This window comes from Lewinella sp. W8, assembly GCF_004375085.3.
Lineage (GTDB): Bacteria > Bacteroidota > Bacteroidia > Chitinophagales > Saprospiraceae > Neolewinella.
On the sequence record NZ_SNAQ03000007.1, the window covers coordinates 1 to 14646 of the forward strand.

Annotated in this window: 13 protein-coding genes; 4 read left to right on the top strand and 9 right to left on the bottom strand. The window is 44.3% G+C overall.

Features of this window, described 5'->3' with window-relative positions; genetic code table 11:
- Nucleotides 1–703 precede the first annotated feature (703 nt).
- The 7 genes from E1J53_RS09350 to E1J53_RS09380 all read right to left on the bottom strand — a co-directional run bounded on the left by E1J53_RS09350 (nt 704) and on the right by E1J53_RS09380 (nt 7006).
- The gene (locus E1J53_RS09350; RefSeq protein ID WP_134274816.1) at nt 704–1108 is read right to left on the bottom strand and encodes a DUF4279 domain-containing protein; all 405 of its coding nucleotides are present in this window, start codon (nt 1106–1108) and stop codon (nt 704–706) included.
- Between the two features lie 228 nt (nt 1109–1336).
- Nucleotides 1337–2503, bottom strand: coding sequence for a tetracycline-inactivating monooxygenase Tet(X2) (locus E1J53_RS09355; protein WP_008651082.1), 1167 nt, complete (start codon nt 2501–2503; stop codon nt 1337–1339).
- Between the two features lie 150 nt (nt 2504–2653).
- Complete coding sequence (locus tag E1J53_RS09360; protein ID WP_003013318.1) at nt 2654–3517, bottom strand: aminoglycoside 6-adenylyltransferase AadS; 864 nt, start codon at nt 3515–3517, stop codon at nt 2654–2656.
- 167 nt (nt 3518–3684) lie between these two features.
- On the bottom strand, nt 3685–4638 hold the full coding sequence (locus E1J53_RS24150; RefSeq protein ID WP_216650029.1) for a dihydrofolate reductase: 954 nt from the start codon (nt 4636–4638) through the stop codon (nt 3685–3687).
- 193 nt (nt 4639–4831) lie between these two features.
- Nucleotides 4832–5998, bottom strand: a complete 1167-nt coding sequence (locus E1J53_RS09370) for a tetracycline-inactivating monooxygenase Tet(X2) (RefSeq protein WP_008651082.1) — start codon at nt 5996–5998, stop codon at nt 4832–4834.
- A gap of 152 nt (nt 5999–6150) precedes the next feature.
- Complete coding sequence (locus E1J53_RS09375; protein ID WP_134274815.1) at nt 6151–6639, bottom strand: YdeI/OmpD-associated family protein; 489 nt, start codon at nt 6637–6639, stop codon at nt 6151–6153.
- Nucleotides 6640–6652: 13 nt separating this feature from the next.
- Nucleotides 6653–7006 (bottom strand): VOC family protein, encoded by a 354-nt coding sequence (locus E1J53_RS09380; protein WP_173021419.1) that lies wholly within the window; start codon nt 7004–7006, stop codon nt 6653–6655.
- Nucleotides 7007–7378: 372 nt separating this feature from the next.
- Between E1J53_RS09380 and catB the strand changes: the two genes are divergently transcribed.
- Nucleotides 7379–8008, top strand: coding sequence for a type B chloramphenicol O-acetyltransferase (catB, locus tag E1J53_RS09385; RefSeq protein ID WP_014043450.1), 630 nt, complete (start codon nt 7379–7381; stop codon nt 8006–8008).
- Nucleotides 8009–8250: 242 nt separating this feature from the next.
- On the opposite strand, the gene folP is transcribed toward catB, so the two are convergent.
- Nucleotides 8251–9063 carry a dihydropteroate synthase gene (gene folP / locus E1J53_RS09390; protein ID WP_044230153.1) on the bottom strand — a complete coding sequence of 271 codons (813 nt, stop codon included), beginning with the start codon at nt 9061–9063 and terminating at the stop codon, nt 8251–8253.
- A 392-nt stretch (nt 9064–9455) separates the two neighbouring features.
- The gene (locus E1J53_RS09395) at nt 9456–11465 is read right to left on the bottom strand and encodes a hypothetical protein (protein WP_134274813.1); all 2010 of its coding nucleotides are present in this window, start codon (nt 11463–11465) and stop codon (nt 9456–9458) included.
- A 331-nt stretch (nt 11466–11796) separates the two neighbouring features.
- Between E1J53_RS09395 and mqnE the strand changes: the two genes are divergently transcribed.
- Genes mqnE through E1J53_RS09410 form a run of 3 tightly spaced genes read left to right on the top strand, consistent with a single transcriptional unit; the run spans nt 11797 to nt 14432 of the window.
- Entirely contained in the window at nt 11797–12987 is a 1191-nt protein-coding gene (mqnE, locus tag E1J53_RS09400; protein ID WP_134274812.1) for an aminofutalosine synthase MqnE, read from the top strand.
- A gap of 45 nt (nt 12988–13032) precedes the next feature.
- Entirely contained in the window at nt 13033–13671 is a 639-nt protein-coding gene (locus tag E1J53_RS09405) for a histidine phosphatase family protein (RefSeq protein ID WP_134274811.1), read from the top strand.
- Nucleotides 13671–14432, top strand: a complete 762-nt coding sequence (locus E1J53_RS09410; protein ID WP_134274810.1) for a menaquinone biosynthetic enzyme MqnA/MqnD family protein — start codon at nt 13671–13673, stop codon at nt 14430–14432. The genes E1J53_RS09405 and E1J53_RS09410 overlap by 1 nt, the downstream gene beginning before the upstream one ends.
- The last annotated feature ends 214 nt before the right edge of the window (nt 14433–14646 follow it).

Sequence of the window (14646 nt, forward strand, 5' to 3'; positions counted from 1 at the left end):
GGTCTTTCACCAAATATTACGAACAACTTTTCCATGGTTCATGAACCGCCGTATACGAGAACCGTACGTACGGTGGTGTGAGAGGGATAAGGAGTCACTATTGGGTGGCTCCTTACCCTACTCGATTGTGTGCAGCTCTAATTCTATTTTTTCACTCTTCTTAATAAACTGACAACCAAAGCTAATACTACTATCACTACAAACCAGATCAATGTTCCATAAATGTTTCCTATTTGATATATTGTCGAATGCCAACCTGGTATAATTGAAGTCGCAAATTCATATGGTTTATAGCCATATATAATTATGCATCCCAAAATATAAATACAAATAATTACAAACTGGAATTTACGGAATGCATTATTTTTTCTAACATTCGATATTATGTTCATCGAAGCCATAATACTGACCGAAAATTCAAATAACATAAAAAATGGCGAATACCCATTCCGTATACGCATAAAAGCAAATTGCTCATAGATATAACCACTGCTCCAAGCTATTCCATATTCAATTAGTAGTGGTATCAAAAATATCAGACTCACAATACCTAAAAGGAACCAAGAGTTTTCTTTTTGGTAATTATCCTTTGATGACGTAAATATAATTCCAGCATATATCAACCATGCTGAGATAATATAATATCCTTGAAATATCTCTATTACATTCATTAATATTCTGAATAGATCAAATAATTAGAAGATTATCTATCAAGCCAATACTGAGTAACAATCAACTCCATTTCAAGATCCCCCATTAGCTTCATAAGCTTTGGTGGAATGGATAGTTGAATAGATAGGTTGTTTTCGTTTCTGAACTCAGAGTCAATCCCAAGATCAATGCATCTTTTAATGCTTTTCATTTTTGTCAACTCTTTCAACTCAACATAATTCTTTGAAAGAAAGTCAATAGCATCCTCGATTTGCTCTTCAATTTTGTCAAATCCTAATTCACTTACATCAAATTTACAAGTTGTTGATTCATAAGGCTTTTTATCTTTTCGCTTATTTATTTCCCCTTTTCTATTGATCTCATAGGGTTTGACATTCAACACCCTTAATACTATATCTGCATTATAATCTCCAATCAATTTCAGTACGGTTGGCATCTTGATTTATGACTTTAGTGAATATCTCTTTGTTAAAGTTCAATGTGACTCTCGATAAGAACTGAATGTATCTGGTTGCACACAACGTTTGGCAAATTGGCGATGGAGCCGACTTTTAGCACAAATGTTGAATAGAATTACTAATCTTCAACATTGCACAAAAGTTCAATAGAAGTACTTCACCGGCTCTATTGCCAATTTGTTTGTTATGTGCCGTTTTATTCCATTTTATACATTTAACAATTGCTGAAACGTAAAGTCGGGTTTAAACATTTCAATTTCGTTTTGAGTTGATTCTTCTTGTGCTTCTTTGCCATAGATAAACATTTGCTGTTCATAATTTTTAACAGCCTCTTCAATGCTATTAAATTTTCCATCGGCTAGATTATCAGACAATATCAAGGCATCCACCAACCCACTATTTACTCCCTGCCCTGCAAAAGGCGGCATCAAATGTGCGGCATCCCCAATCATTGTTATGGGTAATGGGCGCTTGCTTTTCCAAGGCTTTTCTAAAGGAAATATCCGTGTAGCCAATCCTACAAATGACAACGTCGTATGAATCAATTCTTTGTAGCGTTCGTCCCAATCGGAAAATTCTTTCAGAAGAAAATCAACGACACTATTTCTGTTTTGAAAATCTACCTGCGTTTGGTTTTTCCATTCATCAGGTGTTTTAAAACTTATTCCAAAATGCAATGCACCATTATTATTGGGGTTAGCAAATAATAAATTACCTTGGTGAGATGCCATTAGCCGGTTTCCATTGCATAGCTGAAAAAATCCAGGACAGTTTATCTCTGGTTGATGAATATCGGCTTGTATATTGAAAGTACCTGTTTCTTCAACTTCCGTGTCGGTAACAAATTTTCTTACCTTGGACATCCCGCCATTGGCAAGAATAACCAAATCTGCTGTTTCACTCGGTTTATTCTCAAAAGTTAGTGTCCACTTCTTCTTACCAGGTTCAAGCATAACAAGTTTTCTATCCCAAATAACCGTGTCGTTTTCTAAACTATTCAACAAGATAGCCCTTAAGTCATTTCTGTTTATTTCAGGATTGTCAAATCGATTTTCGGGCTTTACATTTTTTGTGGATAAAATATTGCCTTTTTCATCAGCAATATTTACACCCATTGGTAAGGCTAAGTCATAATAAGTTTGTAACAATCCCGCTTTTTTCATTGCTTCCTGACCTGAACCTTTGTGTAGGTCAAGGGTTCCACCAAAAATTCTTGCCTCTCGGTCGTTGTCTCTTTCGTAAACTGAAACGTCTATGCCGTTTTGCTGTAATAATTTTGCCATAGTCAGTCCAACGGGTCCACCACCAATTATTGCAACGTTCTTATCACTAAGTAAATTCATTTGTTTGTCTGTATCTATTCGCATTGTCATTCAAAAATGGCACATAACGTGCCGCGTATTGGCGATGGGCGGGATTTTTAGCACTGAACTTTAATCGAAGAACAGAAGTTGAATTTTGCACTTCCGTTGATACGAAGCCGTTCAGCCCGCCTATTGCCAATACGATGTTGTACGACGTAGTTATGTTTTGGGTTTTAGTCCAGCTAAATATTTTCGTATGTCATTTTCTAATTTATCCGGGTATTTGTACTCTAATTTTTTTGACAATTCAGTTCCTATTTCTGAAACTAAATCAGTCATTGAAAATAGAGCAGTCCAATTTTCCTTTATATCGCTCCCTGAAAATGTTTGTTCTGTTTTAGCCCACATTTCCTGGTTAAGATACTTTTTGAAAAGCCGTCCATATTTATTGGTCGTTATGTTCCAATTGTGTTCACTTGCAATGTGCCATTCAATTAAAGGAATTAAATATTCTGTGCGAATAACGGTTTCCGACATAAATTTCGCATAGAATATTTCATCTCTCACAAGACACTTTGCCACGTAAGTTGTGTCCCACCAAAAATCGTTTATTAGATTTTGAAACTCTTTTTCAGACGGTTTTTTGATAATGGAAATTTGATAAGTTGGTTTCAGCATTTGCTTTGTAATACCATCTTTATCAATTAAAATTTTATAACCAATATCCCAATCTTCTGGTAATTCTTTCTCTTGCGTTTCCTTTATAAATTTTGATTTGCTGTAAAGTTTAAAATCTACTTTCACACCGTCTTCATAAAGTAGCATTTTCATTGCGTGTTTATGGTTAAAACAACTTTCGTCTTCTTCAATCATAGCAATTGGATTTCCGAATTTAAGCGTCCAGCTTTTGTCTGAAATGTAATTTGTATTATCCTCAAAAACAAATTCAATGTCTAAATCACTAAATTCGTCAACAAGTGCTAAAGGATTTACAAGTGAACTTGTCAGAAGAAGAACTCTTACATCTTCGTTTTTCTCCGACCATTCTATAATTGTTCTTAACTTTTCTTCTCTGACTTTCATTTTGTTTGGTTCGGTTTTACTATGTCGTACAACTTATTTATTGATACGGCTTTTCTGTACAAAACAGCATAATACTTGATGTTTTTGTGCAGGTTTGTTTCTTTATTTGATCAAATATAACGAAAGTAGGTAGACAATGATTTCTTATTTCTCATCAAGTAATCACGTTACCTCCAATACCTTTTCACTTCAAACGCATAGGCATTTTTCTCATCCACTACTTGGGTTGCTACCGTTTCAACATTCCAAGCGACAGCTTCGAATTTCGGGAAGAAGGTATCTGCACCAAATTCGCCCTGCACATGGGTAATAAACATCTCTTGAACACAATCAAGCGCTAAAGCTTCTCGGTAAATTTGTCCGCCTCCAATTATGAAAACGGTTCGTTCCACTTCATTTTTATAATGATCCAAACAGGATTCCAAGGAAGAAAAAACAACTGCTCCAGGAGCATGATATTCGGTATTGCGTGTTAAGACCGCATTCTCGCGGTTGGGCAACGGCCGAAAACGTTCCGGAATGGAATCGTAGTTTTTTCTACCTGTAACCACAATATGTCCCGTGGTTGTTTCTTTGAAAAATTTCATATCTGCAGGCAAATGCCACATCAAATCATTGTTCTTTCCAATACCGAATTGCTGATCAACAGCAACAATCAATGCTACTTTCATGGAAGTACTTTGTAAATTGTAGGTGAAATGAACACCATGCGGGGATTTGGAATTACTGCATCGTGAACCTGTGTTCCCCTGGCCTCTTCTTCCGTGAGAAAATAACCAATTACCCAATGATAGGTTCCATCCCAAATCTTCATTCATTTTGGCTTCAAGTCTGTGCCGTTTTTCCAAGTCTTCTTCATTTCCAAAGTCAGAATTTAGTTTATATTCAATTATTAGAAATTTTAAATCATCTTCGTCTATTTGCTCATAACCTTCATTAATCTTCTCATTAATTTCCTGTTGAATTATTTTATGAAAATTTTTTAAAAGTGTGGATTTTACTTTTTTTTGCTCTCCATTTTCTCCAACAGTTCCCCAATGAACAAGACCTGTTTTGTCATCTTCATCCCAAGTTTCCCAATAATGAAGAACTCCATTAATTTCTTTGTAAAGTTTTAGCATTTTATTTAATATTTTGTCAATTTAATGTGATTGGATAAAATGTCGCATAACGTTTGGCAAATTGGCGATGGAGCCGACTTTTAGCACAAATGTTGAATAGAATTACTAATCTTCAACATTGCACAAAAGTTCAATAGAAGTACTTCACCGGCTCTATTGCCAATTTGTTTGTTATGTGCCGTTTTATTCCATTTTATACATTTAACAATTGCTGAAACGTAAAGTCGGGTTTAAACATTTCAATTTCGTTTTGAGTTGATTCTTCTTGTGCTTCTTTGCCATAGATAAACATTTGCTGTTCATAATTTTTAACAGCCTCTTCAATGCTATTAAATTTTCCATCGGCTAGATTATCAGACAATATCAAGGCATCCACCAACCCACTATTTACTCCCTGCCCTGCAAAAGGCGGCATCAAATGTGCGGCATCCCCAATCATTGTTATGGGTAATGGGCGCTTGCTTTTCCAAGGCTTTTCTAAAGGAAATATCCGTGTAGCCAATCCTACAAATGACAACGTCGTATGAATCAATTCTTTGTAGCGTTCGTCCCAATCGGAAAATTCTTTCAGAAGAAAATCAACGACACTATTTCTGTTTTGAAAATCTACCTGCGTTTGGTTTTTCCATTCATCAGGTGTTTTAAAACTTATTCCAAAATGCAATGCACCATTATTATTGGGGTTAGCAAATAATAAATTACCTTGGTGAGATGCCATTAGCCGGTTTCCATTGCATAGCTGAAAAAATCCAGGACAGTTTATCTCTGGTTGATGAATATCGGCTTGTATATTGAAAGTACCTGTTTCTTCAACTTCCGTGTCGGTAACAAATTTTCTTACCTTGGACATCCCGCCATTGGCAAGAATAACCAAATCTGCTGTTTCACTCGGTTTATTCTCAAAAGTTAGTGTCCACTTCTTCTTACCAGGTTCAAGCATAACAAGTTTTCTATCCCAAATAACCGTGTCGTTTTCTAAACTATTCAACAAGATAGCCCTTAAGTCATTTCTGTTTATTTCAGGATTGTCAAATCGATTTTCGGGCTTTACATTTTTTGTGGATAAAATATTGCCTTTTTCATCAGCAATATTTACACCCATTGGTAAGGCTAAGTCATAATAAGTTTGTAACAATCCCGCTTTTTTCATTGCTTCCTGACCTGAACCTTTGTGTAGGTCAAGGGTTCCACCAAAAATTCTTGCCTCTCGGTCGTTGTCTCTTTCGTAAACTGAAACGTCTATGCCGTTTTGCTGTAATAATTTTGCCATAGTCAGTCCAACGGGTCCACCACCAATTATTGCAACGTTCTTATCACTAAGTAAATTCATTTGTTTGTCTGTATCTATTCGCATTGTCATTCAAAAATGGCACATAACGGTAACGTGTATGAGTAGTAGCGGATTTTTACGCACGAACCTTTCGGTTTTGCAATTACTTTTATTTTATGTTTTGTCTTCGTTTTATCACTTAAACCGCTATTACTTATACACATTGTTATGTGCTGGCTATTTTAAGGTATTCTTACGTTTTTCTCTTTCCTTTCAAGCTGACCAACGAGTTTGTCAATGTTCCTTTCCAGCGTTTTTTCTGTTTTGATATTGTTCAGATATTTAAGAATCTCATATTGTCTTGCTTCGGTCAAATCATTAAAGTCAGAAGTCAATTTTTTGCTTTTCAACTCGTCTATCAATTTTTTTGGTTTGTCGTATTTTTTCCTTTGTGTGTTGAAGTCTTGAGCGATTACGAAATCCGCAATTTTGCCCAACTCTGTATTTCCGCCTTTTAACATCGGAATATTGACAAAAAGTCGGTATGGATTGTCTTTTACAGGGACAAGATTTTTATTGAAGTCAAACCCGTTTATTTTTCCATTGATTTTAATGTAACCGTTCTTTGGTTCCATTTTATCGGTTATTTTGTTTGGAACGTCCACACAAGCATTAATTCCCACTTTGTAGATTTTAGCTTTAAAGTTATATTTCTCTGCTTTTTTTACCAAAATACGTCAATCTTTATAAGTGTGTCAAAATGTTTAAGGTTGCTCCGTTAGGGTCTTTCACAAAAAACCTTCTCACTTTCCAAGGTTCGTCTGTTAGAGGATAGACAATTTCCAAATTTTGCTTTTTTGCCGATTCAAATTTTTCATCCACATCTGCTACTTCAATTGAAATGAATATAGCCGAGTTGTCCAAAATTTTGTTCTCTTTATTTTCAAAGATTGATATTTGGGCTGTTGGATTATCTTTAGAGGCAAAGGTTAAAATCCAACCCATATCCATTGCTAATTTCATACCTAAAAATGATGAATAAAACACTTTGCTTTTTTCTAAATCATTTGAATAAATATTAGGTACAACTCTTCGCATTGTCATTTTGTTTTTTGTTCTCGTTCTGTTTTTTCAGCTTGCACATAACGGGAAACGCATTGGCGAAGTGGCGGATAAATTGAGCCGAAAGTTCAATTTAGCAATAACGTAGCCGATGTGTTTCCAAAGAAGCTAATTTATTAAAAAAAAGCTGAATGTGGAACACATTCGGCGGATAAAAAAGCACGAAAGTTCAGTTTTGCACTTAACCCGCCATTTTGCCAATGCGATGTTATGTGTAGTTTTTTTGTATATTTGTCAGATGAAATTATCAGATTAGCATATTTACTTTACGCAACGTATAGGAAGAGAATAGTTTAGTACTATTCTTTGTCTCCTTATTGTCTTATTGTAAATTAAATATGTTAAATAATGAAAAATTTCTTCGAAAGTCCTTTTAAAGGAAAAATAATCAAAGACCACATAACTAATCCCAATATAATTTCGGGTAAATATTCTTATTATTCCGGTTATTATCACGGTCATTCATTTGATGATTGTGCTCGTTATCTGTTTCCGGACAGGAATGATGTCGATAAACTAATTATCGGTTCTTACTGCTCAATAGGGAGTGGTGCAAGTTTCATAATGGCAGGTAATCAAGGTCATAAATATGATTGGATTTCCAGTTTTCCATTTTTTTATATGTCTGAATTTGATGTTTTCAGTAAAAGCCAAGATGGATTTCAAAAAGCAGGAGATACAGTTGTTGGGAATGATGTTTGGATTGGTAGTGAAGCTATGATAATGCCAGGAGTTCAGATAGGAGATGGAGCTGTTATTGGCAGTCGTGCTTTGGTTACAAAAGATGTTGAACCTTATTCAATTGTAGGGGGAAATCCAGCCAAATTGATAAAAAAGAGATTTAGTGATGATGACATCCAAAAATTGCAGGAAATGAAATGGTGGGAATGGGATGAAGAAACCCTTTTTGAAGCAATGCCAATTCTTTGTTCAAATAAAATCGATTTGTTGTACAAGTTTTTTAGAAAAATGAAATGATAAAAAGAAGGTTCCGAAATTCGGAGCCTTTTTGTTTTAACTGCGTTTGCGGCTAAAATTACACATAACGGTAAATTGTATGAGTAGTGGCAGATTGCGTGGTACTTTCCTATCAAACCGCTACGCAGTTTGAGCGGGCTACAAACCTTGATATTTACCACTTCCCCTGCCATTACTTATACAAAATGTTGGCTACCGTAATTTCATATAAATCAAACTTTATAATAATTGTCAAGTAATATTTACACACCGGTATTCAATACTTCAAGTACTTTTAATGCATCATTTAAAGCCCTAACATCATGTGTCCGGATATAATCTACACCCATATAACTTAAATAAATCTCTGTTGCCAAAGTAGCAGGTGTTCGTTCATTGACTTCTCTCCCGACAATGGCTCCTAAAAAGGATTTTCGGGAAACTGAAATAAGAATTGGTAAATTGAAGTATCCTTTCAATTGAGAAATATTTTTTAAAACATGTATTGAAGATTCTGGATTAGAACCTAAAAAGAATCCCATTCCTGGGTCTAAAATAATTCTATCGGATGAAATGCCTGAATTTTGAATCGATTTGATACGTTGTGAAAAGAAATCGATTATTTCATTAAATACTTTTTCGGGTTTAGTTTCGATAACCGTCGCTGGTCCAAAACGCTGAACCGAATGCATTACGATGAGTTTACAATCTGATTTTGCAATTTCGGGATAAATTTCAGGATGGGAAAATCCTTGAATGTCGTTTAAATACTGGACGTTTCTATTTAAAAAATATTGTTGGACAGTAGATTTAAAGGAATCAATGGAAACAGGAATATTTTTAGTAAGCAAGTAATCGGCTACTGGTTTTAAACGATCAATCTCTTCTTGAGGCTTTACTTCTTTGGAGGAAGGATTACTGGAAGCAGCTCCTAAATCAATTATACTGGCACCATCTTCAACCAGTTTGAGAGATTTTTCCAAAGCTTTACCGTAATCCAGATAAAGCCCTCCGTCAGAAAAACTATCTTCAGTAATATTTACAATCCCTAATATTTTTGGCTTATGAAATTTCATAGGTTTTTAAAATTTTGTCTAAATAATTGTAGTTTAATTATATATAATCTGATAATCGTTTTATTTTCCAACTGCCATCTTAGTGGCTATCCTATTACCTCCATCATTTATTATACTCTCTTTATTTGTATCTTTGATAGCAAATGTCAATTCAATCTGATTATGGTAGCCAACGTAGTTGCATCTGCATTGCGCATGCACCAACTGTCTCTCTTCCTTGAAAAGGCTGTAATTGTAACAACGCAACTTTGTCCGTTAAAAATAGGATAAATACCACGATTTGCCACTGCTGTAGTGATGATAAATTGACGGTGTTACCGCCGGGGCCACCTCCGCGAAATTGACGTTGTTACCGGCAATACACCGGTAACAACGCAACTCTAGTTCGCTCGTTAAGCTTTTTCCACTTCCCCCACCAAAGGTGTCTGTGCTGGCTTGGCGATACCGTAGATGGCCAGCACCCCGGAACCGCCGCCCCAGGTGGAGTAGGCCGGATCGGGTTTGGCGGCCATGACGGTTTGGGGGAGGTTCCAGTTGTTGGCGCACCAGAGGTTGCCGGCCTGGTCGACCACGACGTCGGTGAGCATCTGGATGCTGCCCGAGTGGATGGTGTGGATCAGCTCGCCGGTGGGGCGACCCTCCGTGCGGCCGGCCGGCGCCGCGCCGGCCATGAAGGATACCCCGCGGCCCATGAAGTTGGCGACCCAGACGTCGTCGTTGCCGTCCACGGAAATTCCCCAGGGAGCGTTCAGCTCGCCGTCACCGTAGGGGACGAGGGCGGACTTATGGGTGGCCGGGTCTATGGTGTCCGCCGGGGTGGCGTCGGCGGGAATCAGGAAGACGGAGCCCGTCTTATGTTTACGGCCCAGGGTCTGGGAAAGGTGGGGATAGCCCAGGGCAAAACCCTCGATGATGGACACGTTGTCGGTGGGGGTGGTGGCGGGGAAGTCGGGACTGGTATTGCAGGCCACCCAGCAGTTTCCCCGCGAGTCGAGGGCTACGCCGCGGCCGCCGCCGGCGAGGATGAAGCGTTCCACGGGGGTGCCTTTCTCGGAGGGGGAGTAGCGCACCAGCGATTTACCGTTGGTGTTGCTGATCCAGACGCGGTTTTGCTGATCGATGGAAGCCGCGAAGGGCGCCGAGAGCGCGTCACTGAGCTTTTCGTCCACCACGACCCGGCCACGGTGGATGTCTCCGCCGGGGAAGTGCAGCATCTTGTTGGAGGAGGTCCCTACGATCCAGACGTCGTCGTTGGGGGCCACGCCGATGCCCTGCAGGCCGCCGATTTCGTTGAGGGCTTCGGCCACATTATTGGGTATCTCGTCCACCACCGGGGAGCCATCCTCCAGGCGGTACACGCCGATGGAGCCGTTGAAGCTGGTTACCCAGCAGGTACCCGCCTTAGTAACGGCCGTTCCCCAGCCGGCCCCGTCGACGCCCATGCCCGTGTAACCGGTTACGGGTGGCGACCGTAGCTTTCCGGTGGAATCCAGCTGGACCAGTCCGCCGCCGATCCCTTGATAAACGCCGTTTTGGGCGCCGGGCATCCAGTTCAGTCCCGTCCAGAGGTTCCCCTCGGCGTCGAGGGCGAGTTTTCCGGGGGCGCAGATACCGCCCTGGCCGAAGGCCAGAATCATGGCAAAGTCCTTCGGAGCAAAACTCAGGTAGGGCACGAAGGGAGCACTCCGCCGACCGTTGGGCACCTTGCTGTTCGGCTTGGACGGAAAGCCGTCGGTCGGTTGGGGGTAGGCCTCGTCGAAGAGGTCAAACAATTCGGCGGGAAACGCCCAGGGGGAATTGGCCACCCCGACCATGGCCTCGGCCGTATTGGCGGGCTGCGAACCTCCCTGAGGGGTGGTGTACTGCAGGAATTTATTCTTCCAGTCATCGCTGGCCGTACTAAAGGCGGTGATCATTCCGGCCAGGGTATTCAGTCGGGCCAGGGTCTCGTTTTGGGTGACGTTGAACGGGTCGGTGAGTACCTCCCCCCAGCTGCCCGTAGCGGGATTGACCAGGTTGGGCGTGTTCTTGGCGGCAATCGTGACGCCCGTTTCCGGGCCCGATAGTTGCAGTCCGTCGAAGAATTGCGCGCAGGTGAAGGCGGAAGCTACGGTGGTGAGCTCGTTCACCACTACGCCGGATGCCAGGAGGTCCGTCAATAGGGCGGGGGAGAGCACCGAGAGGATCACCACCCCGGAACCCGACAAGGTTGCGGTGAGGTAAAGCACGGGTTTTGCGGAGCCGGGGGTTGCCGTGATGGTAAACGCCCCCGGCGAGGCCTCGCTAAGGCTGGCGCTGCCCAGCGCCGTGGCGTTGTTTGCTTCCCACAGCTGGACGGTACCAACGGGGGACTCGGAAGTGCTGAGGGATACGGATCCCCCAATCGTAATTTGATCTGACATAACGCTATGGATTAGGTTTTTTCTACATGAGGTTTTGCCCCATCGGGGCCGGTGGCAGGACTTAGGTTTGAGGATTTAGGTTTGAGGATTTAGGCGATATCAGGGACCCCGTCCGGTAGACACTGCTGCCGGCGGGACTTCACAAGTATAATGAGTTTGTGGTATATATTTTTTTAAAATTTATGATTGGAGCAATTGAGTCCTCAAACCTCAGGCTGAAACGGATTGCTTCCATTTCCCTTCCTCCATCACCCCTCCGTAAATTTATTATTTTCAGTCAAAACTGAAAGTTCGCTTACGCGTTCTATCTTCGACCCCCAAATCAGTACGTATGCAAAACCCCTCAATCCAAACTGTCTTGCGCGATGGCACCCTGGCACCTGCGCTCCGCGCCATTGCCGAAAAGGTCTATGCGGGCAAGCGCATCAGTCCGGAGGAGGGGCTGAAACTCTACGAGGAAGGCCCGCTCGGCTACCTCGGGGCGCTGGCCAACCACGTGCGGGAAACGAAGCACGGCGATAAGACCTACTTCAACCGGAACTTCCACGTTGAGCCCACCAACGTCTGCCTCTACACCTGTACCTTCTGCAGCTACAGCCGGCGGATTAAGAAGCGGGAAGACGGCTGGGAATACACCCTGGACGACATCATGGACATCGTCAAAAAATACGACGACGAGCCGGTGACGGAGGTCCACATCGTCGGGGGCGTACTGCCGCAGTACGACGTGGAATTCTACTCGGAGCTGTTCCGCCAGATCAAGGCCCACCGCCCGGACCTCCACGTGAAGGCCCTCACGCCGGTGGAATACCACTACATCTTCAAGAAGGCCAAAATCTCCTACGAGGAGGGGATGAAGCTGATGAAGGAGGCCGGACTGGACTCCATGCCCGGCGGCGGCGCGGAAATCTTCCACGAAGAAATCCGTGACCAGATTGCGGGGGGCAAGTGCAGCGGCGAGCAGTGGCTGCGCATTCACGAAATCTGGCACGAACTCGGCGGACGCTCCAACGCCACTATGCTCTACGGCCACATCGAATCCTACCACCACCGGATCGATCATCTGGAGAAATTGCGGGCCCTACAGGATAAAACCGGGGGCTTCCAGACCTACATCCCGCTGAAGTTCCGCAACCAGAACAACGAAATGAGTCACCTGCCCGAAAGTTCGGTCATCGAGGACCTGCGGAATTACGCCATCGGCAGAATTTACCTCGACAACTTCGACCACGTCAAGGCCTACTGGCCCATGATCGGGCGGACCACCGCCCAGCTCAGTCTGGCCTTCGGCGTCAACGACATCGACGGTACGATCGACGACACCACCCGGATTTATTCCATGGCCGGCGCCGAGCAAAACCCCGCGATGAGCACCGAAGACCTCGTGAAGATGATCCGGACCGTCGGGCGGACGCCCCTGGAGCGGGATACGCTCTACGGCATCGTCAGGGACTACAGCGACGTGGAATTCGCGGACGATAAGCAGTACCGCGGCTACACTGCCCTCCCGGTGGTGAAGTAACGGCCCCCGTAACCCCTTTTTAGCATCAGTCATCCCGTAGTTCCCATGGAAAAATCCCAAACAGTATACATCGTCCGGCACGGTCAAACGGACTTCAACCTGCGCGGTATTGTGCAGGGATCCGGGGTGGACGCCAGCCTGAACGAGACGGGGCGCTCCCAGGCGGCGGCCTTTTACCGGCAGTACCGGGATTTTCCCTTCGAGGTAGTCCTGACCAGCGCCCTCAAGCGGACCTGGGAGTCGGTGGCCGGCTTCATCGACGACGGACTGCCGTGGGAAAAACACCCCGAGATCAACGAGATGAGCTGGGGCGCACACGAAGGAAAGAAGGGGACCCCCGAGAGCATCGCCGAGTACCAGCAGATCAAGGACGGCTGGGCGGAAGGCAAGATTGACGGCCGCATCGGGGGAGGGGAGAGCGCCCGGGAGATGGGCGCCCGTCTGCAGCGCTTCATTGACCACCTGGCGACCCGCGAGGAGAAAAATATCCTCGTGTGCAGCCACGGCCGCGCGATGTGCGGACTGGTGACCCTCATGATGGGGGAACCCATCGACCAGATGAACGCCTTCCGGCACAGCAACCTGGGCCTGTGGGTGGCGGAGCTGCGCCCCGACGGCACCTACGATTTCCCGAAGCAGAATGACCGCAGTCACCTGCCCACCTCCTTACAACTCCTGCACTAATGGACCGCTTCAAACTCAGTGCCGTTTCCTACCTCAACACCAAGCCGCTGCTGTACGGCCTGTTGCGGTCTGACGTATCCGAGCAACTGGACATGGAGCTGGCCATCCCCAGTGAATGTGCCCGCCGCCTGGTGGCCGGCACCACCGATCTGGCGCTGGTGCCCGTGGCCGTGCTGGCCGAACTGCCCGATTACCGGATCGTGAGCGACTACTGCATCGGCACCAACGGTGCCGTGGCCACGGTGGGCATCTACGGCGAAGTGCCCATTGAGGAGATGACGAGCATCTACCTCGACCACCACAGCCGGACCAGCATCATGCTGGCCCAATTGCTGCTCGAAGAATACTGGCAGCTGGCGCCCCACCTGCTGCCCGCCAAGGAGGGTTACCTCGATAAGATCGGCGGCACCGTCGGGGGCGTGGTGATCGGCGACCGGACGATCGGTCTGGACCAACGCTTCCCCTACTTCTACGACCTCGGCGAAGTGTGGAAGCAGCACACCGGACTGCCCTTTGTCTTTGCTGCCTGGGTCAGCCGCCGTGAACTGCCCGCCGACTTCCTGGAGCTGTTCAACGAAGCCCTGGCCTCCGGGGTGGCCAAGGTGCCCGAACTGCAGCTGCTGCTTTCCTCGCCCGATCCCTCCTTCGATCTCGTCCACTACTTCACCCACAACATCGATTATCACCTGGACGCGGGGAAGCGGGAAGCGCTGGAGCGTTTTCTGACCTACGTGGAGAAGAAGGAGGTTATTCCGGGATAAAAAAGGGCCCTCCGCCACCGTGGGCGAAGGGCCGGATCACATCACTATTTGAGACCGTTAGACTTAGGCTGTTCCGTGAATTAATCCTTCGGCCATCAAGTCCTTGAATTTTTCAGTAGCGGCAAGGCATGCCTTGCCGCTACCATTTGCCCCTCTGAACTGCTGCGATTCCGCAGGAATCGCTGAAGAAACCTCACGGAACAGCCTACCGTTA

Coding starts and splice junctions, on each gene's coding strand:
- E1J53_RS09395 (WP_134274813.1), bottom strand. CDS start 11,465: ATGTCAGATCAAATTACGATTGGGGGATCCGTATCCCTCAGCACTTCC.
- E1J53_RS09360 (WP_003013318.1), bottom strand. CDS start 3,517: ATGAAAGTCAGAGAAGAAAAGTTAAGAACAATTATAGAATGGTCGGAG.
- E1J53_RS09410 (WP_134274810.1), top strand. CDS start 13,671: ATGGACCGCTTCAAACTCAGTGCCGTTTCCTACCTCAACACCAAGCCG.
- E1J53_RS09380 (WP_173021419.1), bottom strand. CDS start 7,006: ATGCGAAGAGTTGTACCTAATATTTATTCAAATGATTTAGAAAAAAGC.
- E1J53_RS09350 (WP_134274816.1), bottom strand. CDS start 1,108: ATGCCAACCGTACTGAAATTGATTGGAGATTATAATGCAGATATAGTA.
- E1J53_RS09370 (WP_008651082.1), bottom strand. CDS start 5,998: ATGACAATGCGAATAGATACAGACAAACAAATGAATTTACTTAGTGAT.
- folP (WP_044230153.1), bottom strand. CDS start 9,063: ATGAAATTTCATAAGCCAAAAATATTAGGGATTGTAAATATTACTGAA.
- E1J53_RS09405 (WP_134274811.1), top strand. CDS start 13,033: ATGGAAAAATCCCAAACAGTATACATCGTCCGGCACGGTCAAACGGAC.
- mqnE (WP_134274812.1), top strand. CDS start 11,797: ATGCAAAACCCCTCAATCCAAACTGTCTTGCGCGATGGCACCCTGGCA.
- E1J53_RS09355 (WP_008651082.1), bottom strand. CDS start 2,503: ATGACAATGCGAATAGATACAGACAAACAAATGAATTTACTTAGTGAT.
- E1J53_RS24150 (WP_216650029.1), bottom strand. CDS start 4,638: ATGCTAAAACTTTACAAAGAAATTAATGGAGTTCTTCATTATTGGGAA.
- catB (WP_014043450.1), top strand. CDS start 7,379: ATGAAAAATTTCTTCGAAAGTCCTTTTAAAGGAAAAATAATCAAAGAC.